The 25,490-nt window shown below is 62.0% G+C and carries 21 protein-coding genes and 1 pseudogene; 10 read left to right on the top strand and 12 right to left on the bottom strand.

What is annotated here, in order from left to right; all coding sequences use genetic code 11:
* Positions 1-12: 12 nt before the first annotated feature.
* Positions 13-1,029: a DNA-binding protein gene (locus HDE72_RS04585; RefSeq protein ID WP_260176490.1), complete on the bottom strand. Its 1,017-nt coding sequence runs from the start codon at positions 1,027-1,029 to the stop codon at positions 13-15.
* 242 nt (positions 1,030-1,271) lie between these two features.
* Between HDE72_RS04585 and HDE72_RS04580 the strand changes: the two genes are divergently transcribed.
* Both HDE72_RS04580 and HDE72_RS04575 read left to right on the top strand, forming a co-directional pair.
* Positions 1,272-2,288 carry a site-specific integrase gene (locus HDE72_RS04580; RefSeq protein ID WP_183737533.1) on the top strand — a complete coding sequence of 339 codons (1,017 nt, stop codon included), beginning with the start codon at positions 1,272-1,274 and terminating at the stop codon, positions 2,286-2,288.
* 85 nt (positions 2,289-2,373) lie between these two features.
* The gene (locus HDE72_RS04575) at positions 2,374-3,534 is read left to right on the top strand and encodes an acyltransferase family protein (protein ID WP_260176489.1); all 1,161 of its coding nucleotides are present in this window, start codon (positions 2,374-2,376) and stop codon (positions 3,532-3,534) included.
* Here the strand turns inward: HDE72_RS04575 and HDE72_RS04570 are convergent.
* From HDE72_RS04570 to HDE72_RS04560, 3 genes are all read right to left on the bottom strand, one after another.
* A complete protein-coding gene (locus HDE72_RS04570) occupies positions 3,509-3,955 on the bottom strand; it encodes a PaaI family thioesterase (RefSeq protein ID WP_183737532.1) in 447 nt (148 codons plus the stop codon). The two genes, HDE72_RS04575 and HDE72_RS04570, sit on opposite strands and share 26 nt — an antisense overlap.
* Positions 3,956-4,038: 83 nt before the next feature.
* Complete coding sequence (locus HDE72_RS04565) at positions 4,039-4,557, bottom strand: MarR family winged helix-turn-helix transcriptional regulator (protein ID WP_183737531.1); 519 nt, start codon at positions 4,555-4,557, stop codon at positions 4,039-4,041.
* A 44-nt stretch (positions 4,558-4,601) separates the two neighbouring features.
* On the bottom strand, positions 4,602-5,495 hold the full coding sequence (locus tag HDE72_RS04560; RefSeq protein ID WP_183737530.1) for a LysR family transcriptional regulator: 894 nt from the start codon (positions 5,493-5,495) through the stop codon (positions 4,602-4,604).
* Positions 5,496-5,592: 97 nt separating this feature from the next.
* Between HDE72_RS04560 and HDE72_RS04555 the strand changes: the two genes are divergently transcribed.
* Together HDE72_RS04555 and HDE72_RS04550 are read left to right on the top strand one after the other, a co-directional pair.
* Positions 5,593-6,132 (top strand): GNAT family N-acetyltransferase, encoded by a 540-nt coding sequence (locus HDE72_RS04555; RefSeq protein ID WP_183737529.1) that lies wholly within the window; start codon positions 5,593-5,595, stop codon positions 6,130-6,132.
* Positions 6,133-6,251: 119 nt separating this feature from the next.
* Positions 6,252-7,742, top strand: coding sequence for an MFS transporter (locus tag HDE72_RS04550; RefSeq protein ID WP_183737528.1), 1,491 nt, complete (start codon positions 6,252-6,254; stop codon positions 7,740-7,742).
* Here the strand turns inward: HDE72_RS04550 and HDE72_RS04545 are convergent.
* Complete coding sequence (locus HDE72_RS04545; protein WP_183737684.1) at positions 7,723-8,781, bottom strand: alpha/beta fold hydrolase; 1,059 nt, start codon at positions 8,779-8,781, stop codon at positions 7,723-7,725. The two genes, HDE72_RS04550 and HDE72_RS04545, sit on opposite strands and share 20 nt — an antisense overlap.
* Positions 8,782-8,856: 75 nt before the next feature.
* Positions 8,857-9,789 (bottom strand): LysR family transcriptional regulator, encoded by a 933-nt coding sequence (locus HDE72_RS04540; RefSeq protein ID WP_183737527.1) that lies wholly within the window; start codon positions 9,787-9,789, stop codon positions 8,857-8,859.
* Positions 9,790-9,920: 131 nt separating this feature from the next.
* On the opposite strand from HDE72_RS04540, the gene HDE72_RS04535 reads away from it, so the two are divergent.
* Entirely contained in the window at positions 9,921-10,709 is a 789-nt protein-coding gene (locus HDE72_RS04535) for an SDR family NAD(P)-dependent oxidoreductase (RefSeq protein WP_183737526.1), read from the top strand.
* A gap of 20 nt (positions 10,710-10,729) precedes the next feature.
* Here HDE72_RS04535 and HDE72_RS04530 read toward each other — a convergent pair whose 3' ends face one another.
* Positions 10,730-11,746, bottom strand: coding sequence for a GlxA family transcriptional regulator (locus tag HDE72_RS04530; RefSeq protein ID WP_183737525.1), 1,017 nt, complete (start codon positions 11,744-11,746; stop codon positions 10,730-10,732).
* A 169-nt stretch (positions 11,747-11,915) separates the two neighbouring features.
* Here HDE72_RS04530 and HDE72_RS04525 point away from each other — a divergent pair, with 169 nt between their 5' ends.
* The 3 genes and pseudogenes from HDE72_RS04525 to HDE72_RS04515 all read left to right on the top strand — a co-directional run bounded on the left by HDE72_RS04525 (position 11,916) and on the right by HDE72_RS04515 (position 17,775).
* Positions 11,916-13,103 (top strand): efflux RND transporter periplasmic adaptor subunit, encoded by a 1,188-nt coding sequence (locus tag HDE72_RS04525; RefSeq protein WP_183737524.1) that lies wholly within the window; start codon positions 11,916-11,918, stop codon positions 13,101-13,103.
* Entirely contained in the window at positions 13,100-16,282 is a 3,183-nt protein-coding gene (locus tag HDE72_RS04520; RefSeq protein WP_183737523.1) for an efflux RND transporter permease subunit, read from the top strand. Before HDE72_RS04525 ends, HDE72_RS04520 begins: the two co-directional genes overlap by 4 nt.
* A pseudogene (locus HDE72_RS04515) lies at positions 16,282-17,775 on the top strand (efflux transporter outer membrane subunit). Before HDE72_RS04520 ends, HDE72_RS04515 begins: the two are co-directional and overlap by 1 nt.
* Positions 17,776-17,799: 24 nt before the next feature.
* Here the strand turns inward: HDE72_RS04515 and cyoE are convergent.
* Entirely contained in the window at positions 17,800-18,651 is an 852-nt protein-coding gene (gene cyoE / locus HDE72_RS04510; protein ID WP_183737522.1) for a heme o synthase, read from the bottom strand.
* A 306-nt stretch (positions 18,652-18,957) separates the two neighbouring features.
* On the opposite strand from cyoE, the gene HDE72_RS04505 reads away from it, so the two are divergent.
* Positions 18,958-19,299, top strand: coding sequence for a DUF3817 domain-containing protein (locus HDE72_RS04505; protein WP_221291154.1), 342 nt, complete (start codon positions 18,958-18,960; stop codon positions 19,297-19,299).
* 5 nt (positions 19,300-19,304) lie between these two features.
* Positions 19,305-19,715 (top strand): CopD family protein, encoded by a 411-nt coding sequence (locus tag HDE72_RS04500; RefSeq protein WP_183737521.1) that lies wholly within the window; start codon positions 19,305-19,307, stop codon positions 19,713-19,715.
* Between the two features lie 11 nt (positions 19,716-19,726).
* On the opposite strand, the gene HDE72_RS04495 is transcribed toward HDE72_RS04500, so the two are convergent.
* The 4 genes from HDE72_RS04495 to HDE72_RS04480 all read right to left on the bottom strand — a co-directional run bounded on the left by HDE72_RS04495 (position 19,727) and on the right by HDE72_RS04480 (position 25,457).
* A complete protein-coding gene (locus HDE72_RS04495; protein WP_183737520.1) occupies positions 19,727-20,962 on the bottom strand; it encodes an alpha/beta fold hydrolase in 1,236 nt (411 codons plus the stop codon).
* 3 nt (positions 20,963-20,965) lie between these two features.
* Entirely contained in the window at positions 20,966-21,217 is a 252-nt protein-coding gene (locus tag HDE72_RS04490; protein WP_183737519.1) for a hypothetical protein, read from the bottom strand.
* Between the two features lie 89 nt (positions 21,218-21,306).
* A complete protein-coding gene (locus HDE72_RS04485) occupies positions 21,307-23,064 on the bottom strand; it encodes a cholesterol oxidase substrate-binding domain-containing protein (protein ID WP_183737518.1) in 1,758 nt (585 codons plus the stop codon).
* 176 nt (positions 23,065-23,240) lie between these two features.
* Positions 23,241-25,457, bottom strand: a complete 2,217-nt coding sequence (locus HDE72_RS04480; protein ID WP_183737517.1) for a heavy metal translocating P-type ATPase — start codon at positions 25,455-25,457, stop codon at positions 23,241-23,243.
* Between the last annotated feature and the right edge of the window lie 33 nt (positions 25,458-25,490).

Raw genomic sequence — 25,490 nt, 5'->3', positions numbered from 1 at the left:
CGTCGCCCAAGGCTAGCGGTCGGTCTTCCTGGCCGCCCGCACTTCAGCTTGCGCCTGCAGCATGGCGTGTTCGCGCAGCAAGGTGTCACGCTCCTGGGCCAGTTCCTGTTCGCGCTGTAGCGACAGCTTGGCCTGCTCAGCCTGCATGTCGAGCTGCCGGTCTTGCGTGGCCAGCGCTATTTTGGCGTCGCCCAGCGCTTGCATGGCCGTTTCCAGCTTGGCCAGCAAGGCGTCGGCCGATGCAGCCGCCTGCAGATACTGATATTCGAACTGGTCGCGCTCGGGGCGCAAGGCCGCCAGCGCTACACGGTCGGCGTTGGCGGCGATAACCATGCGCGCATGCTCATCCTGTAATTGCGCCAAACGCACATCCTGCTGCACCAGAGCCGCTTGCTGGCTCTGCAGACGTTGCTGCAACTGGGCGTTTTCCTGTTCCAATCGGCTTTCACGCTGCTGCGCCGCCTGGCGCTCTTCGCTGCGCTGGGTGGCGGCTGCCTCCTGGTAATGGTCGAATTGTGAACGCACTTGGGCCAGCTGGCGGTTCAGGGCGGCAATTTCTTCGCCCCGGTCGCTTAGCCGCTGGCTCAAGCCTGCATTATCGCTATGCAGGGTGGCCAGGGTCACGGCGCGAAAATGGTGTTCTTCCTTCAGTTGTTCCAGCGCATGCTGGGTGGCCCGCAACTCCTGGGTGAGGGCGGTGCGCACTTCCGTCAGCTTCAGCCGTTCCGTTTCCGTCTTCTTCAGTTTCTCCAGCGCCGCAGTCAGCTCGGTCCGGTTTTCCTGCATCGATTGTTCCAGCTGCTGCGCCACATCGCGTTGCTGCTTGTGATACACGCCGCGCATCGCCTCCATCAATTCGGCCGGCAAGCCTGATTCCGTCTTTGGCGCGCCGGCACTTTGAAACTCTTCCTTCCAGCGTTTCAGCAGGGGCGCGATGGTGCTTTTGCTGCCCGTGCTGCCCAGCGCCTCACGCACATTGTCGACCGTGGGATTACGCCCATCGGCAGCGACGATTTGGGCTGCTTTCATAACGTCAGAGTACAAAATGCCGGCGCGAGCCATAAAACCACCTATGAGCGAAATTTAGTAACGTATTACATGATACGTAATATCGAATAATATTACGATATAAATTTTATTCGATTTTCAAAAATATAAGTCACGATAAGGTTGTTTATCGCGTGTTATGAAGTGGTTTTCAGTGGTATGCTGCGTATCTGACGGTACATAACCCCGTTTTTCCCGATTTGCCCCACGTTTTTGCTCATCTCATGCCTGACTTCCCTCTGAAAAAAGCCCGCTCCAGCACGGTCACCGTCGTCGCCCCATTGCGTACTACGGGCGAGGGCGCCCTGATCACGGGAGAATTGGCGGCCCGCCACCAGGCTTTTCTGGCGGCAGCCACCTCGGACAACACGCGCCGCACCTACCGTTCGGCGATCCGCCACTTTCAAACATGGGGCGGCGCATTGCCTGCGGATGAGTCGACCGTGATCCGTTATCTGCTGGCCTATGCGGAAAGCCTGAACGTGCGCACTCTGGCGCTGCGCCTGACGGCTTTGTCGCAATGGCATGTGGTGCAGGGCTTTGTGGATCCGGCATCCACGCCCACCGTGCGCAAGACACTGGCCGGTATCGCCCGCTTGCGCGGCAAGCCGAAAAAAAAGGCCAAGGCCCTGCCTTTGGAAGACCTGGAAAGCATCGTGGTGCAGTTGCATGCCCTGGGTAGTTTGAAAGCGTTACGTGACAGCGCCTTGCTGCAACTGGGATTTTTTGGCGGCTTTCGCCGCAGCGAACTGGTGGCCCTGACGGTGGCCGACGTGGCATGGGAAGCGCAAGGCCTGGTGATCACCTTGCCCCGCTCAAAGACCGATCAGCTGGGGCAGGGCATCGTCAAGGCGATACCGTATGGGGAAGGCGTGTGTTGCCCGGCCACCGCGCTGCGCAGCTGGCTGGCCGCGGCTGCAATTACTGCCGGACCGCTGCTGCGCACGGTGAACCAGTGGGGACAAGTCAGTGCAAAAGGGCTGCACGCGGGCAGCATCAACACCATACTGGAAGGCTGCGCCAGACTGGCCAGCCTCGATTACGTGCCGGAACTGTCGAGCCACAGCCTGCGCCGCGGCATGGCCACCAGCGCCCACCGGGCCGGCGCCGACTTCCAGGCCATCAAGCGTCAGGGCGGCTGGCGCCATGATGGCACGGTCCATGGCTATATCGAGGAAGCGGGCCGCTTTGACGAAAATGCGGCCGGTAGTTTGCTGAAGGCGAAGCGCAAACCGGCGTGAAAGAGTGGGTTGATTGACATTGTGCGACGTATGTCACATACTCATATCCCTTGTCGCATGCGGCGCCGCCACCGCACTTATACCCATGACTGTTACAACACTGCGCAATGCGCGCATCGATTTTTTGCGCGGGGTAGCCATCGCCTGCGTGCTGGTCCTGCATTTCACCCTGGCTTTTGGCCTGTTGAAGAGCCCCTTGGGTGATGTGCTGGGGCCGGCTGCCATCAAGGCCATCGCCTTCAACGGCAATTATGGCGTGACGATCTTTTTCGTGATTTCGGGTTTCCTGATTACCAGCGGCATCTTGACACGCTGGGGCAGCTTGCGCGGCATTGATGTTTTCAGCTTTTACTGGATGCGTGCCGCCCGCATCCTGCCCAGCCTGCTGCTCGCGCTGACTATCATCGTGGTGCTGGGGGTATTGAATGTGCCATTTTTCAATAACGGCGACGCCAAGCCGCCGCTGCCGGCCAGCTATTTCGGCATCGCGGTGTTCTCCATTTTGACCTTCTGGCATAACGTGCTGATGCAATCGGCCGGTTATTTCAATTATTGCCTGAATGTCTACTGGTCGCTATCGGTCGAGGAAATGTTTTACCTGGCCTTGCCGCTGCTGTGCCTGGCATTGCGCCGCACCTGGCTGGTGGCCGCTGTCTGCGTGGCCGCCATCGTGGTGGGACCGTATTATCGGAGCTTGCACGCCGACAATGAAATCTATTTCATGTATGGTTATTTCGCCTGTTTCGACGCGATTGCCATCGGCTGTCTGGCGGCCTTGCTGGCGCCGAAGCTTGCTTTATCACCTCATGCAAAGCTGGCTTTGCGCCTGTTGGCGGGCATGGCACTACCAATTATCTATCTGCGCGGTATAGGCGGCCATGAAATATTCGGTTTTACAGCGATCGCGCTGGCCGCTGCCGGCATCCTGCTCGGCTCGCACGGCGAAAAGGCGGCTGGCTGGACGACAGCTTGGCTAACTGCGCCGCTGCGCTGGGCCGGGCGCCACAGCTATGAACTGTATCTGTTCCACATCATCGTGCTGGCGGCCATGCGCAACCTCATGACGAAAGCGGAACTGAGCTACGCCATGCGCTTGCCATGGCTGTGCCTGTTTGTTGCGCTCTCGGCCATCGCCGCCATGCTGGTCAGCCGCTACGTATCGGAACCGGCCAATGCCGCCTTGCGCGGCTGGTATGGCCGGGGCAGGGCTGTCAGTGCAACTAGGCAGCAGCAGCCGGGCGAATAATCATGCAAGTTGCCGTTGCATGCGCATACACCTTGCCCGCTTCGTCGCGGATATAACCCTCGGAAATGACCAGGTTGCGGCCCGCATTGATGACTTTGCCTTCGGAAAACACGGCCTTGTTGAAGGGCAGCGGGCGGCACATCTTGATGCTCAGGTCGGTGGTGGCATAGGTTTCACCGGGCCCCAGCACCGTGTGCGTAGCGCAACCCGTGACTGAGTCGAGGATGGTGGCGGCAAAGCCGCCATGTACGCCGCCCATGGCGTTGGTGTGGCTTTCATTGGCCGTGGCTGTGAACAATACGCGGCCGTGTTCGGCTTCCACACAATCCATCGGCATGGTGGTGGTGATCGCTGGTCCGGGCAGCTTGCCTTGGGCAAAGGCCTGCATCAATTGCAAGCCGGTCATGTCTTTCAAATGCATTGCTACTCCTGTCAAGTGTGAAAAAACATCGCGATGATGGAATGAATGTGTATACCCCAAGAGCAAATACTGGGGTCGGACCCTCAGGGTCCGACCCCGGCCGTGGTACTTGGGTTGGATTGATCTTGCGCAAACTTTAATTTCCCAGCGTGGATCAGGAAACGGGCGACAATGGCCAGTTCCTCCTCGCTAAAACCTTCTTTCAACTGGGTATTCAAGCTGTCGAGCAGCGGCAGGGCGACGGCCAGCACTTCGCGGCCCTTGCTTGATAAGCGCAGCGAACCGGCGCGCGCATCGTGCCGGGACTGGCCGCGCACGATGAGCTCGTTTTCTTCCATGCGCGCCACCAGGCCCGTGACGGCCGAGTTTTTCAGTTGCAGCGCCCGTCCCAGGTCTTTCAGCTGGCAGCCTTCCTCGCCCTTCAGGGCAAACAGGGCGACGATTTGCGTGCCGGAATAACCGAGTTCATTGCTGAACACGGCATCGGCCGAACGGAACAGATTCTGGCGTGCCAGGGTCAGCAGGTTGAACAGGCGCGGCGAGCGCTCGCCCAGCGGGCAGGCGTCGACGGGACTGGAAAGGGAATCAGTATTATTACGCATGCGGAGTATATTACTACGCTTGCGTAATAAATGCATGTATCAAATCAAGCGTTTTTATCGTGCCGTGGTCCGTCTTGCAGCAACTCGGCCAGCCGGCTGGTCAGCCAAAGACTGGTTTCGCTGAGTTTTTTGCCATGAATGGACAAACGCCGCACGGGCAGGCGCGACAGGGCCAGGGCGGGGCAGGGTACTTCCTGCAGATAGCCCTTGTAATTGTCGTAGTTGGCTATGTTCAGGGGCAAGATGGCCCAGCCCAGTTCGTCTGCCACCATTTCCGCGATCGAATAAAAGCTGTCGGAATACCAGACGGCGGGGCTGTAGGCGTTTTCACGGTTCAGTTCGGAATCCATGATCAGCTGGCGATAGCGCGTCAACTCATTGCGTGACACTTCCTGCCCGTGCGCCATGGCATGGCCCCTGGCCACGAACACGCCTTGCGCCACGCTGCCGATATGCTGCTGTTCCAGCACGGGTGAAATCGGCCCCCGGTCGAAGTGAAACGCCACATCGGCTTGCTGCTGTTCCACGTACAGGGCCACTTCGGAGGCGGTGGCGTTGAGCATCACCAGTTCCAGCGCCGGGTAGCGGGCGGCCAATTCTTTCATCAGGGTGCCCACCGCCAGATAAGGCAGGGCTTCATCGAGCGCCAGGGTCAGCCGCGCTTCAGGCGCCACGCTCAGCAGTTGGGCGCGCAGCTGCAGGCGTTCAGCCTGGCGCAGCAGTTCGCACGCTTCCAGATGCATCACCTTGCCCGCTTCCGTCAGCACGGCGCTGCGCCGCGAACGGTCGAACAGTTCCACGCCGAATTCCGCTTCCAGCAAGCCGATGGCCGTGCTGACCACCGATTGCGCACGGCCCAAACGCCGCGCCGCGCCCGAAAATGAACCGGCCTCGACAGCCGCTTCAAAGTAGCGCATTTGTTCCAGAGTCCATTGCATGGCATGCTCCCATCTGATTTACAGATGGATTTTAACTTGAAGCACAGTCCTGCACGACATAAACTGTGAGTCATTATTCAACAACAGGAGATCTGCCATGAAAAACACGCAAGCCATCACCTTCAACTGGTGCCACGACGCCACCCAGGAAGACGCCCTGTGCGCGCTGTACCTGGACAACGTCAGCCCCGACTATATTTCCCATTCCGAATTGCAAGGCCCGCGTGCCGATGCGCCGGGCAACTGGCGCGCCGACTTGCCGGACGTCATACGCAGCGAAATCCGCGCCGCGCTGTCGCACGACTGGGAACACGGCGATTCGACCCTGCTGGCCGTGGCGCAGGATGGCGAACGCATCATTGGCATGGCGCTGGTCTCCATCGATACACGCCAGCGCGCTTCGAAATCGTTTGCCGCACTCGACGATATCGTGCTGCACCCGGACGCGCGTGGCAGCGGCGCCGGCACGGCATTGGTGGAATGGGTGGCAGCAGAATTGCGCAGCCATGGCATCGCCCGTTTGTTCCTCGAATGCGGCGCACACAATTTGAAAGCGCAACAATTTTTCCAGGGCCGCGGCTTCCAGCAAGTGTCCGTCGTCATGCTGCGCGAACTCGATGGAGGCGTGCATGCTTGACGACCTGCCGCGACGTACGCCGCACGCGCTGTATCCTCATACCAAGAACTTGCGTGGCAAAAACCTGCGCAACAAGGCTTTTACGCACACCGATAGTTGTAAATAGAAATGAGTTGCCTATGCATACCCTCCAAAAGTGGCTGACCCTGGCCATCGTCTCCAGCGCCCTGTTCCTCATCGTGGTCGACATGACCGTGCTGTACACAGCGCTGCCCGGGCTGACCCGCGAATTGCAGGCCACCGCCTCGCAAAAGCTGTGGATCATCAATATCTATTCCCTGGTCGTCTGCGGCTTGCTGCCCGGCTTCGGCACGCTGGGTGACCGCCTCGGCCATAAACCCGTCTTCCTCGCCGGCCTGGCCGTATTTGGCGCCGCTTCGCTGTGCGCCGCGTTCTCGCCCACGCCCGCCTGGCTGATCGTGGCCCGCGTGCTGCTGGCCGTCGGCGCCGCGCTGATGATGCCGGCCACCTTGTCCATCATCCGCCTGACCTTCAGCGACCGCCGCGAGCGCTCGTTCGCCATCGGCGTGTGGGCCGCCATCGCTTCGGGCGGCGCCGCTTTCGGCCCCGTGCTGGGCGGTTTCTTGCTGGAACACTACTGGTGGGGTTCAGTCTTCCTGATCAACGTGCCTATCGTGTTGCTGACCGTGGTGCTGGCCTTGCTGATTCTACCCAAGCGGGCAGGCAACCGCGATAAACCCTGGGATCTGGCGGGTTCGCTGCAAATCATGATGGGCTTGCTCGGTGGCGTGTACGCCATCAAGGAACTGGGCAAATCCTCGCCGTCCTACCTGATCGCCGCCATCGCGCTGGCCGTGGGCGCCATCTTTACCATCGCTTTCGTGCGCAGGCAGAACCGCCAGGCCAAGCCGCTGATCGACTTCGAACTGTTCCGCGCGCTGCCGTTTTCCAGCGCGGTGGCCGCCGCCATGGTCGCTTCGGCAGCCCTGATCGGCATGGAACTGGCGCTGAGCCAGCATCTGCAACTGGTGCGTGAACTGTCGCCGCTGGAAGCGGGCTTACTGCTGTTGCCGCTGCCGCTGGCGTCCGTGTTTGCCGGCCCCATCACCGGCTTCATGCTGCCGCGGGCCGACAAGGCGATGGTCTTGTGGGGCTCGCTGCTGTTGTCCGGCATCGGCATGGCCGCCTATTTGCTGCTGCACAATGCCGCCGTGCCGGCGCAAATCGCCAGCCTGGTAGTGCTGGGCTTGGGATTGGGCGCCGTGATGACGGCTGCATCGAACGCCGTGATGCTGAACGTGGCGCCGCAACAGGCGGGCATGGCGGCCTCGATCGAGGAAGTGTCGTATGAACTGGGTGCCGTGATCGGCGTGACGGTATTGGGCACGATCTTGTCGGCCGTCTACAGCGCCACCCTGGTGATCCCGGAAAGCGCCGGCCTGCTGCCGAACGCCCACGATACGCTGGACGCCGCCCTGATGGCTGCCGAACAATTGCCGGCCGAACTGGGCTTGCAAGTGTCGGAACTGGCCCGCTCGGCTTTCGACCAGGCATTTATCGTGGTGCTGGCCACCGCCTCGGGCATCCTGATGCTGGCGGCGATGGCGATCCGTTACTTGAATATCCGGGCTAATGTAGCAAGGGCGTAACTTGCTCTCGCAACAGGCGCCACTGCGCATCGAGCACGGCCTGGTTCGGGTCGTGCCCGGCGCGCGGCACCACTACAAAACTTTTCTGCGGCGCCTGGATGCTGTCGAAGTAGCTGCGCGCGATAGCCGCCGAGCTGAGAAAATCTTCCTCGCCCATCAGCAGATACACAGGCACGTCAAAGTGACTGCCCAGGGCCGGCAAGTTCACCCTGGCAAACATGCCATCGCCTTGCCAGCCCATGAATTGAAGGTAGGAATAATCGTCGCCCGCTTCGGCATCGCTCAGCGCTTGCGGCGTGGCATACAAAGCTGCCGGCCGCCACCAGGCTTTCGGCGGCGCATCCGTCACCAGCGCTTCATACTTGCGGTCAAACCGGCGCAAGATGCCGAAATTGCGCGGATCGCGCCATGGCGGGGCACCCAGCGCCGTCAGCTTTTCTACTGTCACAGTGTCTTTGGCCGCTTGCGCCAGCGCCATTATCTGGCGGTACATGGAGCTTAGATTGGCTTGCGCATTGACCACCTGCGCCGTGCCGATATAGGCGTGGAACAGATCAGGGCGCGCCTTGGCCATGTACACGCCCAGGATGGAACCCCAGGAACTGCCCATCAAAATCACTTTTTGCTGACCCAGATGCTGCTGCAGATACGTGGCAACGGCGATCCCGTCGTCGCGCATCTGTTCCAAGGTCAAGGGCACATCGTCCGCCGGGCGATTCTTGCCATACGTCATGCCCGCACCGCGCTGGTCCCATTGCACCAGCGTGTAGTACTGTTCCCAGCCGGCATAAATGTTGTCGGCAAAGGGACTCAACGGATTGCCGGGACCGCCATGCAAAAACAGAATCACGGGATTGCCGCAACGCGTACCCTTGATCGTGATCCATTGCTCGATGCCATTGATGGGCACATAGCCTTGCTCATGGATGGTTTGTTCTGGCGTGGCACACACTGGCTGAGGGGAAGCCGCTTGCGCCAGGCCGAAGCAGGACAGGACGATTAAGGCCAGCAATATCAAGACAGGACCGAGTTTGCGCATGGGGGCTTTCATGGTGATGTGGCTGCCGGCTAAGCCGGCAAGATCCATGAAGATAGCGTGTCAGATTGAAATTGTCTAGATTGAAATGTTTTGGCTTTCATTCCCAGGCAGGGCCGCCTCATCGAAGCGGAGGAAGTCGATCAAAGCGCGCAGGGCGGCTGGCATCTGGCGACGGCTGGGGTAGTACAGATGAAAGCCGGCAAATGGCGGGCACCAGTCGTCGAGTACGCGCACCAGCCGGCCTGCGGCAAGATGCCCGGTGACGGTACTTTCCAGTGCGCAAGCCAGGCCCACGCCTGCCAATGCCGCATCGAGCATCAAGCCGGGCGTACCTAGCACCATGGGGCCGCCAACCTGTATTTCCAGCGCGTGGCCATCCCTGGCGAATTGCCAGCGGCACAAGGCGCCCCCTGTCACCAGGCGGTAGCCGATGCAACTGTGTGCCTGCAAGTCATGCGGTGTCCGTGGTGCGGCATGTTGCGCAAAATAAGCCGGTACGCCGACGATGGCCAGGCGCTGCGTGCCGCTGACGGGCACAGCCGCCATGTCCAGTTCCACGCTTTCGCCCAAACGTATGCCCGCATCGTAGCCCTCGCGCACGATATCGACAAAACCGTCATTGATGGCCACTTCCAGCACGATATCGGGATAGGCAGCATGGAATTGCCCCAGCCGTGGCGCCAATATCATTTGCGCCGCCAGCAAAGGCACGTTCAGGCGCACGGTGCCGCGCGGCCGCTCGCGAAACGCATTCACGCCATCGATGGCGGCGGCGATGCTGCTGAATGCCGGGGCGATTTGCGCCAGCAAGGCGGTGCCCGCGTCGGTCAACGATACGGAGCGCGTTGTGCGTTGAAGCAGGCGTACATCCAGCCTCTGCTCGAGTGCGCGCAAGGAGTGGCTGAGAGTAGACGAGCTCAGATTCAGGCGGGCCGCTGCACGGCGGAAACTGCCTTCTTCAGCAATAGCGATAAAGGCAGATAGTTCGGCAAATTCATGAGGGCGCATACAGTGATTCTACTGCAAATGGCAAGCTTGATTGATGAATCAGGGCCAGCAAGGTCATGGGGGAAATGTGGCTTATCACCATGAATGTACGGCGCTAGACTGGCATTCTCTGACCACTGAAAGCACATACCATGGGAAACACTAGCCAAACATCTATCGATCAACGTTTTACGGGGAAAGTTGCCCTTGTCACGGGCGGCGGCAGCGGCATCGGCCGTGCCGCAGCATTAGCCTATGCCCGTCAGGGTGCGAAGGTGGCAGTGGCCGGCCGAACGTTGGAAAAGTTGCAGGAAACAGTCAATTTGATACGCGATACGGGTGGCATGGCGATTGCCGTGGTAGCCGATGTGTCTGTTGCCGCCGAAGCCGAAGCGATGGTGAAGCGCACATCAAGCGCTTTTGACGGCCTCGACATCGTTTTTAACAATGCGGGTACGGAAGGCGCTTTCGCACCGATCACCGAATTGACAGAAAATGACTTCGATCATGTGATCGGCATCAACCTGAAAGGTGTATGGCTTTGCATTAAATATGCCGCGCAAGCCATGACCAGGAATGGCGGCGGCGTCATCGTCAACACCAGTTCGTGGCTGGCGGACACGGCGGTCAGTGGCTCTTCCGCCTACGCCGCCAGCAAGGGTGGTTTGCTGGCCATGACACGCGCGCTGGCGGTGGAACTGGGACCGCTGGGCATACGTGTCAACACCATCTTGCCCGGGATTATCGCTACGCCCATGTTCGAGCGCCTGGGTGGCAACGATGCGCTGGCCGATACCTTCGCCGCCACCACGCCACTGCGCAGGGTAGGCCAGCCAGCCGACGTGGGCGACGTGGCTGTCTGGTTATCGAGCGATGAGGCACGCTTTGTAACAGGACAAAACCTGCTGGTCGATGGCGGTTATACGGTTGTGGGTATCTAAAGTTAGACGGCTGCGCAGGTTCAGGCTTGACCGACATGGCCCGCCATGCGGCGTATGCTTTGCGGCGGATGGCCGGTCACGCGGATGAAGGCGCGCCGCATCCGTTCAGGATCGGCAAAGCCGGAGGTGCGGGCAATGATTTCAATCGGTTCGGCGCTGCGTTCTACCTTCAGCCGCGCCACTTCCACGCGCAGCCGCTCGACCGCCTTCGCCGGCGTTTCGCCCGTCTCCGTCAGGAAGGAACGGCCGAATTGACGCGGGCTCAGGCAGGCGACGGCAGCAAGATGCTCCGTCGACAGCTCTTGCCGCAGATGTTCCCGCATATAAATCAGCACTTGCCGGATGCGGTCCGACTCGGGCTCCATGGCAGCCATGGCTGAGAACTGCGATTGATTGCCCGGCCGCCGGTGATATACCACCAGCATCTGCGCGGTGTCGCGCGCGACGTCGCTGCCCAGGTCTTCCTCGATCATGGCCAGCGCCAGGTCGATGCCGGAGGTCACGCCGGCCGAAGTCCAGATTCCCTGGTCCTTGGTAAATATACGGTCTCCTTCCACCTTGATCTTTGGATATTGGCGTTGCAGACGCGCCGCATATTTCCAATGGGTGGTCGCGCGCCGGCCATCGAGCAGGCCGGCTGCAGCCAGCAGGAAGGCGCCGGTGCAGACGCTGGCGATGCGCCGACTGCCGCGCATGGCGGCGATATTGAGCTGGTCGGAGATCGCAGGAAGAATGGCCGGATCGGCCGACATCGAGCCACCCACCACCAGCAGCGTGTCATAGGGCCGGGCGCGGATCTGGCGGGTCACGACTTCCAGCCCCGACGAACTGCAGATGGCGCCGCCCGCGAGCGACACCACCTCGCACAGGTAGCGGCAGCCGCCGTGGATCGTTGCCGCCACCTCGAACGCCGCCAATGGCCCGCTCAGGTCCTGTATCTGGAAGCCGGGGTACACCAGGAATGCAATGTCGCGTGCGTTGCCGGCGGCGCTATCCTGGGGCAGGGGAGGTTCCTTGAGATCGTCTATGGTATGCATGGGGCCATGATGCAACAAAATGGCAGTGGCGACAATGACATATTTCCCTCAAAAACCGTCATGACAGGAGCACGCCAGTCGATGACTAGAAACGAGGGAACTGCGTCCTTTGCGTTGCCGTAGCCATCACTGAGAATTGCGGCACCGCAACTATCTTGTGAAATCCCTTATGTCTCTTTTTTCTTTTTCCCGCTCCAGGATGGCCTCGGCCTCGCTGGTCGCCATCGCCGTGGCCGGCTTGGGCACGTATGGCGCGCTGCGGGCCGGTACGCCGCCACCGTCATCCCAGGCCGCCTCGCCGGAAGTGGACGTGGCCGTCGTGCTGCAACAAACCATTACTGAGCTGCACACCTATTCCGGCCGCCTGGCGGCGGTGGAACAGGTTGAAATACGGCCGCAAGTGTCCGGCGCCATCGTTGCAGTCCACATCCGCGACGGTGCGCTGGTGCAAAAAGGCGATCTGCTGTTCGTCATCGATCCCCGCCCGTACCAGGCGGAAGTGGACCGTGCCACGGGCTTGCTGGCGGCGGCGCAGGCGCGTGCCGATTATCTGCAGGCCGACGGCGAACGCGCACAACGCCTGATCGGCGACAACGCGATTGCCCGCCGCGATTACGACGAAAAACGCAATGCCGCGCGCGAAGCGGCGGCCAATCTGCAATCGGCGCGCGCCGCACTGGCGGCGGCGAAAATCAATCTGGACCATACGCGCATCGCCGCGCCGATTGCCGGCCGGGTGTCCCGCGCTGAAATGACGTTGGGCAATGTTGTTGGCACGGGCGCAGGCGCCGCGCCGCTGACGACGATCGTGTCGGTGTCGCCGATGTATGCGGAATTCGATGCGGACGAACAAAGCTATCTGCAATACAGCAGCCGCACCCGCCAGGGCGGCAAGGTTGCCGCCGAGCTGGGACTGGTCGGTGAAATGGGTTATCCCCGCCAGGGCGAAATGCAGTCGGTGGACAACCGCCTGAATCCGTCGTCGGGCACGATACGCATGCGGGCCCGCTTCGACAACCGCGACGGCGTGCTGGTGCCCGGCCTGTATGCGCGCATCCGCATGGGCGGCGGCGCGCCGCACGCGGCGCTGCTGGTCGACGACGCCGTCATCGGCACGGACCAGTCCAGGAAGTTTGTTTATGTGATCGATCAGCAAGACCGCGCCATTTACCGGGAAGTGCAGGTGGGCGCCTTGCGCGGCAATCTGCGCGTCATTAATGACGGCTTGCAGGCCGGGGAACGGGTGGTGGTCAACGGCGCGCAACGCATCCAGGCCGACGCCAGGGTGCGCGCGCATCTGGTGGCGATGGGCGGCACGCCAGGCGCCGGCCAGCTGGCGGAGAGCACGATCCGATGAATATCTCCAGATTCTTTATCGACCGGCCGATCTTTGCCGGCGTGCTGTCCGTCATCATTCTGCTCGCTGGCCTGGTCGCCGTGTTCCAGCTACCGATATCGGAGTATCCGGAGGTGGTGCCACCGTCCGTGATCGTGCATGCCCAGTATCCGGGGGCCAATCCGAAGGTCATCGCCGAGGCAGTCGCGGCGCCGCTGGAAGAGCAAGTCAATGGCGTGGAAAACATGCTGTACATGCAGTCGCAATCGACCAATGATGGCAATCTGACACTCACGGTGACCTTTCAGCTCGGCACCAATCCCGACCTGGCGGCGCAGCTGGTACAGAACCGCGTGAACCAGGCGCTGCCGCGCTTGCCGGAAGATGTGCAGCGTCTCGGCGTGACCACCACCAAAAGTTCGCCGACGGTGACCATGTTCCTGCATCTGCTGTCGCCGCATGGCCGCTACGACATCACTTACCTGCGCAACTACGCGCTGCTGAACGTGCGCGACCGGTTGGCGCGCATAAATGGCGTAGCCGAGGTGCAACTTTGGGGCGCCGGTGACTATGCCATGCGGGTCTGGCTCGATCCCGCCCGTATCGCCCAGCGCAAGCTGACCGCGATGGATGTGGTGAGCGCGATCCGCGAGCAGAACGTACAGGTTGCCGCCGGCGTGGTGGGCGCTTCGCCGTCGGTGCCGGGCGCGCCGCTGGAACTGTCGGTGAATGCGCGCGGCCGGCTGTCGACCGAGGAGGAATTCGGCGCCATCGTGGTAAAGACTGCCGATGGCGCCGTGACTTACCTGCGCGACATTGCCAGGATAGAACTGGGCGCCGCCGAATATGGGCGGCGTTCGATGCTGGACAACAAGCCCGCCATTGCGCTGTCCATCAACCAGAGTCCGGGCGCCAATTCGCTGCAGATCGCCGACGATGTGCGCGCCGCCTTGAAGGAATTGAGCGCCGATTTTCCGCAGGACGTGGAATACAGCATCGTGTATGACCCGACGCGCTTCGTTAAATCGAGCATCGAGGCGGTCATCCACACAGTGCTGGAAGCCATTGCGCTGGTGGTCGTGGTGGTGATTGTGTTCCTGCAAACCTGGCGCACCTCGATTATCCCCCTGATTGCGGTGCCGGTATCGATCGTCGGCACTTTTGCGCTGTTGCTGGCCTTCGGTTTCTCCATCAATGCGCTATCCCTGTTTGGCATGGTGCTGGCGATAGGCATCGTGGTCGACGATGCGATCGTGGTGGTGGAAAATGTGGAGCGCAATATCGCATCGGGCCTCAATGCGCGCGACGCGACCTATAAAGCCATGCAGGAAGTGAGCGGCCCCATCATCGCGATTGCCCTGACGCTGGTGGCCGTCTTCGTTCCGCTGGCGTTCATGAGCGGACTGACTGGCCAGTTTTACAAGCAGTTTGCCATGACGATCGCCATTTCGACGGTCATTTCCGCCTTCAATTCGCTCACCCTGTCGCCCGCCCTGGCGGCCTTATTATTGCGTGGGCATGGTGCCAGGGAAGATGCGGTGACGCGCGCCATCAATCGCGTGCTGGGCCCCTTCTTCGATTGGTTCAACCGGCTATTCCGGCGCGGCTCGGATAGCTATGGACGCGGCGTGAAGGGCGCGTTGCGGCACAAGGGCATGATGCTGGTGGTGTATGCGGCGCTGCTGGGCGTAACCGTGCTGGTGACGCGCATCGTGCCGGGCGGTTTCGTGCCTGCGCAAGACAAGGAATACCTGATTTCCTTTGCCCGCCTGCCCAATGGCGCCTCGCTGGAGCGCAGCGAGCAGGTCACCCGCGCCATGGGCGACATCATCATGAAGCAGCCTGGCGCTGCGCATGCGGTCGCGTTTCCCGGCCTGTCGGTGGATGGCTTTACCAATAGCTCGAACGCTGCGGTAGTGTTCGTGCCGCTCAAGCCGTTCCGCGAGCGCCAGGGCAAGGATCTGTCCGCCGCCGCCATCGCCGCTTCCCTGAACCAGCAATTTGCCGGCATCAAAGGGGCTTTTATCGCCGTGTTTCCGCCACCGCCAGTGCTGGGCATAGGCACGCTGGGCGGCTTCAAGATGCAGCTGGAAGACCATGGCGCGGTCGGCTACGAGGCGCTCAACCGGGCCAAGGCGGCATTTATCAAGCGCGCCGCCAGCGCGCCCGAGCTTGGGTCCATGTTCTCGAATTACGAGATCAACGTGCCCCAGCTGAATGTAGACCTGGACCGTGTCAAGGCCAAACAGCTGGGCGTGCCCGTGACCGACGTCTTCAACACCATGCAGACCTACCTCGGTTCGCTGTACGTGAACGATTTCAACCGCTTTGGCCGTGTCTATCAGGTGCGGGTACAGGCGGATGCGCCTTACCGCCAGAACGCCGACGACATCCTGCAGCTGCAGACCCGCAATGCCGCGGGCGACATGGTGCCGCTGGCGTCGCTCGCAACGGTCACGCCGACCTATGGCCCGATCTCGGTGGTCCTCTACAACGGCCATACCGCCGCCGACCTCAACGGCGGGCCGGCGCCGGGCTATTCCTCCGGGGAAGCACAGGCGGCGGCCGAACGTATCGCGGCCGAGGTATTGCCGAAAGGCGTCAAGTTCGAATGGACCGACCTGACGTACCAGCAAGTGCTGGCGGGTAACGCCGGCATGTGGATCTTCCCCATCAGCGTGCTGCTGGTGTTCCTGGTGCTGGCGGCACTGTATGAAAGCCTGACATTGCCGCTGGCGGTGATCCTCATCGTGCCCATGAGCGTGCTGTCGGCGCTGGCGGGGGTGTGGCTGACCGGTGGCGACAACAATATCTTCACGCAGATCGGCATGATGGTGCTGGTCGGCCTGGCGTCAAAAAACGCCATCCTGATCGTCGAATTTGCACGCGAGCTCGAACATGACGGCCGTACGCCGATGGCCGCGGCGATTGAAGCGAGCCGGCTGCGCCTGCGGCCCATCCTGATGACCTCGATCGCCTTCATCATGGGCGTGATACCGCTGGTGCTATCCGGAGGGGCCGGCGCCGAGATGCGCCAGGCGATGGGCGTGGCGGTGTTCTTCGGCATGCTGGGCGTGACGCTGTTTGGCCTGATGCTCACCCCCGTATTCTACGTGGTGCTGCGCACGATTGCTGGCGGAAAAATACATGTGGCGCAAAAAGACGCACCGCACCCGACCGACTATAACAAGGTAGCCTGATGAAGAAACGTGAAATGATGAAACGCCTGCCGTTGCCACGGCTGGCGATAGGTGGCGCGCTGCTGTCGCTGATAGCGGCGTGCTCGGTAGAACAGCCATGGCAGCGGCCCGAGGCAAGTATCCCGGCCACCTTCAAGGAAGCGCCGGCGGAAGACGGCGCCGGCTGGAAGCTGGCCGAGCCGGCCGAAGAGGCGCAGCGTGGCCAGTGGTGGGCCATCTTCGGCGATCCGCTACTGGACGAGCTCGAACACCAGGCCATCGCCGCCAACCAGGATGTGCAGGCCGCCGCCGCCCGCTTGCGGCAGGCGCGGGCGCTGGCGCAAGCGCAGGAGGCGGCACGTTTGCCGGCACTGGACGCCGGGTTCGGTGCTACGCGGCAACGCGCTTCGCCGGCGTCGCAGTCGCTGGCAGACGGCGCGCAAGTGCCGGGCCAAACCTTGTGGCGCGCCCAGGCGGCGGCTTCATATGAAGTGGACCTGTTCGGCCGGGTCGGCAGCGGCATCCACGCCGCGCAGGCAGATGCCGGCCGCAGCGTGGCACTATTCCACTCGGTGCTGCTCGCGCTGCAGGCCGAGGTGGCGCAACACTATTTCCAGCTGCGCGAGTTTGATGCGCAACTGCGTGTGTATCAGCAAACCGTGGCGCTGCGGGAAGATGCGCTGAAGCTAGTCGAGCGTCGCTTCAAGGAGGGCGATGTCGGCGAACTGGACGTGGCGCGCGCACGCAATGTGCTGGAAAGCGCGCGCGCCGACGCAACAGGCGTGGCGCGCCAGCGCGCCGCTGCCGAGCACAGTCTGGCCGTGTAGCTGGGCAAGGCTCCGGCGCAATTTGCCTTTGCCGCCATGCCGCTGGCGCCGGTGCAAGTGCCGGTGCAGGTGCCCGCTGGCTTGCCCTCGGCCTTGCTGGAGCGTCGTCCCGATATTGCCGCGGCAGAACGCGCCATGGCGGCGGCCTATGCGCGCGTTGGCCTGGCCCAGTCGGCCTTCTTTCCCAGGCTGGACTTGACCGCCATGCTGGGTGTCGAGTCTGCCACGCTGGGCAACTTGTTCCACTGGTCCAGCCGGACTTTCCTGCTCGGGCCGCTGGCCGGCACGGCGCTGTCCGTCCCCCTGTTCGATGGCGGACGGCGCAGCGCCATGCTGGGCGCGGCGCAAGCCCGCCTGGACGAAGACGTGGCCCTGTACCGGCAACAGGTGCTGGTGGCGTTTCGCGAGGTGGAAGACAGCCTGGCCGAATTACGCCTGCTCAAGGTACAGCATGCCGCGCAGGTGGCGGCGGTCGCGGCCGCCCGGCGTGCCGGGCAATTGTCGCAAAACCAGTATGAAGCAGGGCAGGTCAGCTATCTGGAAGTGATCGACGCGCAGCGGCAAATCCTGCAGGCGCGTCTGCAGCTGAACCGGCTGGCCGGGGCGCAGGCTGTGGCCACCGTCAGCCTGATACGCGCACTGGGTGGCGGCTGGGATGCGGCGGACGGGCAGGTGGCCGCCCGCTGAACATGGCCGCCAGGGTACGCCAGTTCACACTGCATGCAGCGCCATGGCCGCGCTGAGCACGGTGACTACCGCGATCGATGCAAGGAAGACCTGGCGTGCCCACCGGGCATCGTCGCGGGCGCGCAGGCCGGCGATGCCGACCGCCAGCCAGCAGGCGCCGGCGGCCAGCATGGACAGCATATACAAACGTCCCGCACCGAAGGCGCCCAGCGACAGCGAGGCCGCCATGAAGGCAATGATATACAGCAGGATGTGGCGCTTGGCCGTGGCATGGCCGCGCACCAGCGGCAAGACCGGAATGGCGGCGGCCCGATAGTCAGCGGCGCGGAAGATGGCGATGGCGTAGGAATGCGGCATTTGCCACAAGCTGAACATCACGAGCAGCAACAGCGCCGTGGCGTCAAAACGGCCCTGTGCCGCGCAGTAGCCAGCCACCGGCGGCATGGCGCCGGAAATACTGCCGACCAGCGTGCCGTGCACCGACCTGCGCTTCAGGTGTAGCGTGTACAGGCCGGCGTAGACGGCATAGCCCAGCAATACCAGCATCAGTGGCAGCCAGCGCTGGGTTGCCGCGTACAGCAAGCCCAGCCCCGCCAGCAACAGTAGGGTGGCATAGGCGCACGCTGCGCGTATGCCGATGGCGCCATTCGCCATCGGCCGCCTGCACGTGCGCAGCATCAGCTGGTCGATGTCGCGGTCGATGATGTTGTTGACGGTGCAGCCGGAAGCGACCACCAGCGACACGCCGGTGGCCACCAGCGCACCTTGCCGCCAGTCAACCTGTCCGTGCGTTGCCAGCAGGAAGCCGCCTGTGACGGAAACAAGATTGCCCAGCACGATGCCGGGCTTGGTCAGGGCGAGATAAGCTTTGTACATCAGTATCGCCTTGCGCATGCAAGCGCGAAGCGCGGCGCTGGCGCGTGCTTGCCTTCTGCGGCAAGGCAGGTGGGCTGGTGTTGCCGGGAATCGTACATATCATCCTTTCAAAGTAGGCAAATGGTTGGGCAACTGTTTGTCGCGCGAATATTGTATTGGCGTGCCCGCCTGGAAAGAGGACGTAGTTCCCTCGTTTGCCGCCATTTAAGGGGCATGCCGCCTGATGTCTGGAATGGTGGGAAATATGGCGCTTGCGGTCTGCTTGAGCGAACTAAGATGCCTGCAGTATCGACTAAAGGAAACCAGATGGATTTGGAAACGACCTACCAGGAAGCGCGCGCACAGCTACGCAAGATGCGCTACATATCGTTGTTCGAAGGGGGCACGCTGCTGCTGTTGCTCGGTATTGCCATGCCGCTCAAGCATCTGGGCGGATACCCAGGCATGGTGTCGGTCATCGGGCCGGTGCACGGCCTGGCCTTCCTGCTGTATTGCCGGATGCTGGTGCAGACGCTTTCCCTTGGCAGCTGGACACGTGCAGAGCGCCTGCGCATGGCGTTGGCGCCCATCATTCCGTTCGGTGCTTTCCTCAACGAGCGGTTGCTGGCGCGCCGCGTAGCGTCGCTGGCGGCGCCGGCAAAGGAATAGCCAGCATGGATTATCTTTTGCTGAGAACGCTGCACATTGCGGCAGTCGCCACCTGGATCGGCGGCATGCTGGCCGTCGCGTGTACCCTGGCCTGCCGTAGCGAGCCCATGGCTCCCTTGCTTGGCCGTTTGCGCGTGTGGGACCGGCGAGTCACCACACCAGCGATGTTACTGGCATGGATACTGGGCCTGGTGCTGGCGTCGACTGGCGGCTGGTTTCCGCAAGCCTGGCTGATCGCCAAATTGTTTCTTGTGCTGTGTTTGTCCGGGCTGCATGGCATGCTGGTGGCTCGCTTGCGCAACAGGTCGCCGAACCCGGCGGGGCAGACCTGGCTAAGCCGCTTCGGCTTTCCTGCCGCCATCCTCAGCGTGACAGTCATCATTACCGTGCTTGTGATTGTCAAGCCGCAGGTATAGGGTATCGGTCGCTACGGAAGGGCAGCGGTGGGCCGGTTCGCGTCAGGTGTGCAATCCTGCACCGGTTTGCCGGCAATAAAACGCTTGCTCGCCTGTTCAAAGCAGGCTGGCGCCGTCCACAGAATAAAATGCGGTGCGTGTTCCATGGTGGCCAGCGCTACCTTGCCCGCCTTGGCTTGGGTTAAGGCTGTGACTTGCGCCTGCGCACCTGCATACGGCGTTTTTGGGTCCAGCGTGCCTTGCAGCACCAGGGTGGGCGGCACTTTTGCCGGCAACTGGCCGAAATTGCGGTCGTGTGGGTAGGTGGGCAGGCCCCTGCCCAGCAGGATGCGGGGCAGGGGGCTGGTGAATAGCAGGTCGGCGTCTTCGCGGTCGATGTCGATTGGCTTCCAGTTGGGCCGCAGCGACGGTTGCAGATTGTTTTCGGAATTGCTGATGATGTTGACCAAGGGCATCGACAGCGGCGATTGCGGGTAGCTGCCCAGGCTGGCAGCTGCGGCCTTCAGGGTCTCGCGCACGGCGGCCAGTTCCGTATCTCCGCCTTTATCGAGGTCTTGCAGCAGGTAGGGGATGCGGGCGCGGGCGCGGGCGGCGGGGATGTCGAGCAAACCACCCAGGAAGTTTTTCAGGCTCTTGCCGGGAATTTTCGCCAGCAGGGCAGGGTCGGCCTGGGCCTTGTCCAGTACCCTGCGGTACAGCGTTTCGGCCGGTTCGCCCAGCGCGCCATGGCAAGCGGCATCCGCATCGCACTGGGCCAGCACTTGCAGGCCGACCTGGTTGACCACTTGCGAACGCTGGCTCAAGTCCCAGCGCGGGTCGGTTTGCGGCGGCACCAGCGAGTCGAGGATCACGCCTTTGACTGGCAGCGGTCCCAGCTGCAGGGTGCGCAAGACCAGTTGCGTGCCATACGACACGCCATATAAATACACGGGCGGCTGGCCACGGTTGTTCTTACCATCGCGCTCGCCTTCGATCAGGGATTTCAAGTCGCGCGCGGCGCTGGTGATGCTGAAGTGGCTGGCAACTTCCGGTACCAGGTTCAGGCCGGCAAAGCAGCTGCCCCATTCCGCGCCGACCAAGGCCCGGCCACCGGGGCTTTGTTCCGATTCTTCCACCCTGCACAAACGCGAGGAATTGCCCGTGCCGCGATGGTCGGGGATCAGGAATTCAAAGCCGGGAAAGCTGCGGCGCAAGGTCGGCAGCAGATTGTAGAACGAGGCGCCCGATTCGCCGGGGCCGCCCGCCACCAGTCACAAAGTTCCTTTGGGCCGCTTGCCGGCAGGCACGTCGGCGGCAATCTTGCGGACAAACACGTGGGCTCTATCTTCTTCGCCAGCCAGCGCGTGGCCCTGCTCATCGTAGCCGCCCGGCACGTTCAAGCCTGAACACAGGCTGCCTGGCACTGCCGTGTCGGCGCAGGGAGTAAACAACATGGGTTCGGCATGCAGGCCGGCACTGGCCAGCATGGCAGTCAGGAAGGTCAAGCGGGGCAAGAATGTCATGAAACTACCTTGGTGGCGATTGCAGTGGGCCAACAAGGTAGCGTTTTTTACATCAGTTGTCTACTTTAAAATATTTCTTCTTAACTATTTTACAGGCCCAGGCTATCTTGCAGCGCCGAGGAATACAGCCGCTGCGGATCGTATTTATTCAGCACGGCCACGGCGCTATCCCAGTTGCTGCCGGCAGGCTGGCCCGTGCGGAAAGCGTTGGGCACCGTCGTTTGCAAGGCGATGGGATCGGCCCAGGCCGCCTGATTGCTGTAGCCCCAGCCTTTCGACCATTCCGGCCGCACGGCTGCATAACTGCCGTTGTAGGTCGCTTCCAGCCATTGCTCCACCTCCCGGTAAAAATCGTTCGCATACGGCGTGCCGGGGAAGGTCAGTATGTCGAGCCAGACGGCCACGTCCCAGTCTGCATGGTCGGGGCGTGGGCGTATTGCGGACAAGATGGGCGAGACACCGTTCGCGCCCGCCACGTCGCCTGGCTGGTCCAGGCCCGTGACGCGAATTTCCACCGGGCCATTCATCGGATAACGGTTCAGGGCCTGGTAGGCAGCCACCCGCGCGCGGTAAAAGGTGGCGAATTCATTGAGTACGCGCTGCACATTGTCGCGCCGGGTCAGTACGGCATAACCATTGGCGGTGATGCGCAGGGTGCTTGGTTTTACGTACAGCAACAGGTTCTTCGACCAGCCCCACAAGTCCCAGCCACCGGTGAACGTCAGGCCGCCGCCGACCACCGTGAATTGCGTCTGGCCAAACAGCGGCGTCAGGCCGCCCTGGCCCAGGGTGGCGATTTTATAGGCCAGGTCGTTGAGGCTGGCCGGCAAGTTATCTGAAAATGTGTAATTGAAAGGCACCGTCGTTTCGCGCGCGAAAGCCGGTTTGACCGGGGCTACGCTCCATACCTTGAGCCAGGGATGGTCGGTAAACGGAAACCAGATCGCTTCCGCCCGGCCCGCGCTATCGAGGAAACTGGAGAAGGTACGCCCGCCCGCTCCCTTGGGCGCGAACATCTCGGTATAGGCAATATTGGTCCAGCTCTGGCAACGCAGGCGCTGGTTGGGGGACACCTGCAAGGTCGCCTCGACGATCAGGGCGCGCCCTACGTGGGCCAGCAGGGCGCCGGTTTCCGGGTCGCTGCGCAAAAATGTTTTCAAAACGTAAGCACGGCTGACGCTGTCATACACCACCGCCTTGAGCGACAGCACCAGGTTCGACACGGAACCGTAGGTGGCGCCCACGGGGCGCTGTTCATTCTTGGCAGGCACGGCCGTGCCGTGGCCATTGATCGCCAGCACGCCGCCCAAGGTCAGGTCGCCCGGCGCGGGCGTGGCCGTCAAACCCAGGCCCGCGTTTTCCAGCACCGTCAACAGCGCTTCCATGCTGATGCCGGCCTGCGCCGTCACTTGCGGAACGGCGCCGGAAGTATCGATGCTGACGGCAGTTAAATGCGTGGTGGTGTCGAGCAACACGACGCTGGGGCACACGGCGCCGGCCGGCACGGTCAGGGGCGACCAATTGTGCATCATGCCGCGTGGGCGCACCTTGTAGCCATTGTCCCTGGCCCAATTGACTACCTTGATGACTTGCTGCGCATTGGCGGGCGCGCAAGTCCAGACATCGTCGACCTTGATGTCGCCAGCCCAATTTTGAAAAGTCTGCTTATACAGCGCGATATCGAGCAGGAAGTTGCCTGGCGTGGCGCAATTGCTAGCCTGGGCGGCGCTGATGCGCGCCAGCGGCAGCCAGCCGGCCAGGGCGCCGGCGGCGGTGAGTTTCGCTGTTTTCTTCAGAAAATTGCGACGCCGGGAAACTGCCTGCTGCTGATCGTTTCTTGCATTCATTGCGCCATCCTCCAGTGTGTTGTGCATCGATGGTAGTGGCGCTAAACCCGCATATTCAGCGGGCTCAACGCCGTATGTACCATAACGAACATAGAAGAATATTGCAAAAAATGATAATTATTTATGTCAATGGTGAATAATTGACATCATTCGTGAGAATCTCTGCGGTCGTGCCGTCATGCATTTTTTGATCGCAGCAAACGCAAGCCATTGGCCACCACCAGCAGGCTGGCGCCCACGTCGGCAAACACCGCCATCCACAAGGTTGCCAGGCCTGCCAGCGCCAAGCCGAAGAAGACGGCCTTGATGCCGATGGCAAAGCTGATGTTTTGCACCAGGATGCTGCGGGTGCGCTGGCTCAGGCTGATGAATTCGGGCAGCTTGCCCAGCTCATCATCCATCAGGGCCACGTCGGCCGTTTCGATGGCGGTGTCGCTGCCGGCGGCGCCCATGGCGAAGCCGATGTCCGCCTGGGCCAGGGCAGGCGCATCGTTGACGCCGTCGCCCAGCATGGCGACCAGACCAAACTGTTGCTGCAAGGCCTTGATTTCATCGAGTTTATTTTCCGGCAGCAACTCTGCCTTGACCAGGCTGACACCGACTTCGGAGGCGATCCGCTGCGCCGTCAACAAGTTGTCACCGGTCAGCATCACGGTGGTCACGCCCAGAGCATTCAGACGGGCAATGGCGGCTTTTGCCGTCGGGCGCAGCACATCGGCCACGGCGATCACTCCCAGCGCACGGCCGCTTGTTGCCAATATCATGGCCGTGTAGGCTTGCTGTTCCAGCCGGGCCAGGGTCGCTTGCAATGCCGGATGTAAAACCTTCAGCTCCGTCATCAAACGGGCATTGCCCAGGTAATAGGTCTGGCCAGCGATATTGCCTTGCACGCCGCGGCCATGCAGGGCGGCAAACTCGCTCACCGGCAAGTGGCTGGCGGCGGGCGGGCCAGCCTTGACGATGGCAGCGGCCAGCGGATGGGCCGAATTGGCGTCCAGGCTGGCAGCCAGCAGCAAGACTTCATCGCGGCTGCTGCCTTCAAAGGCGACCACTTCCGTGGCAGCAGGTTTACCCATGGTCAAGGTGCCCGTCTTGTCGACCGCGATGGCTTTCAGGCGGTAACCGGTTTCCAGGAATTGGCCGCCTTTCACCAAAATGCCGCGCCGGGCCGCCGCCGTCAGGCCGCTGACGACGGTGACGGGGGTGGAAATGACCAGCGCGCAAGGGCAGGCGATCACCAGCATCACCAGCGCCTTGTAGACCCAGGCCATGAAGGGCGCGCCCGTCAGCAGCGGTGGCAACACGGCCACCAGGATGGCGAACACCACCACGGCTGGCGTGTAATAGCGGGCGAAACTGTCGACGAAACGCTGGGTCGGCGCCTGCTTGCCTTGCGTTTCTTCGATCACCTTGACGATTTTCGCCAGGGTGGAGTTGCCGCTATTGGCCGTGACGCTAATGTCGAGCAGACCACGCTCATTGATGGTGCCTGCATACACAACGTCGCCTGTGCTCTTGTCCACTGGCATGCTTTCACCGGTGATCGGCGCCTGGTTGACGGACGATGTACCGTTCTTCACCACGCCATCGAGGGCGATGCGCTCGCCCGGTTTCACGCGCAAGGTAGCGCCCACGGCCACAGTTGCCACGGGCACTTGCTGCCAGCTACCCTCGCCATTGTCCACGGTGGCCACGTCCGGCGCCAGTTGCAGCAAGCTTTGCACGGCATTGCGGGCGCGGTTCAGGGACAGGCCTTCGATCAGCTCGGCAATGGCGAACAAAAAGATTACCATCGCCGCTTCCGGCCACTGGCCGATGGCGATGGCGCCAAACACAGCCAGGGACATCAGGAAATTGATGTTCAAGGTAAAGCTTTTCAGTGCGATCCAGCCTTTTTTCAAGGTAGGCCAGCCACCCGTGGCGATCGACAGCAGGGCCAGCGCGATCACAGTAGGGGAATGATCGTTTTGCGTGCTCCAGGCCAGCGCTTCGGCGCTGGCGGCGGCCAGGCCGGATACCACCAGCAAGCTTTTTTGCAGGCCGGACAAGCCGCCTTGCGTGGCGGCGCGCGTTTCGCCTTCCTGCATGGGGACAGCCTGCATGCCGATGCTGTGCAGCGCAGACTCGACTGTAGCGAGCGCCGGCAAGGTGTGATGCACGTCCAGCACGCGGTTCATCAGGTTGAAATCGAGGCCCACCACACCGGCCATGCCACCCAGCTTGTTGCGGATCAAGCGTTCTTCCGTGGGGCAATCCATGTTCTCGATGCGGTATTTCGCCGTTTGCGCGCCGGCAATCGGGGCGCTGGGCAAGGCGGCTGCGGCTGGCGTTGCGGATGGTGCCGCATGTTTATGGGAGCAGCAGTTGTCGTGGGAATGAGTGTCATGCGGCATCGCATCGTCCTTCAAGGATTCGTGTATGCTTGC

This window comes from Janthinobacterium saanense (assembly GCF_014200675.1).
Classification (GTDB): domain Bacteria; phylum Pseudomonadota; class Gammaproteobacteria; order Burkholderiales; family Burkholderiaceae_D; genus Janthinobacterium.
The sequence above is the reverse complement of the archived record's forward strand: the minus strand, read 5'-3'. Positions and strand labels throughout refer to the sequence as shown.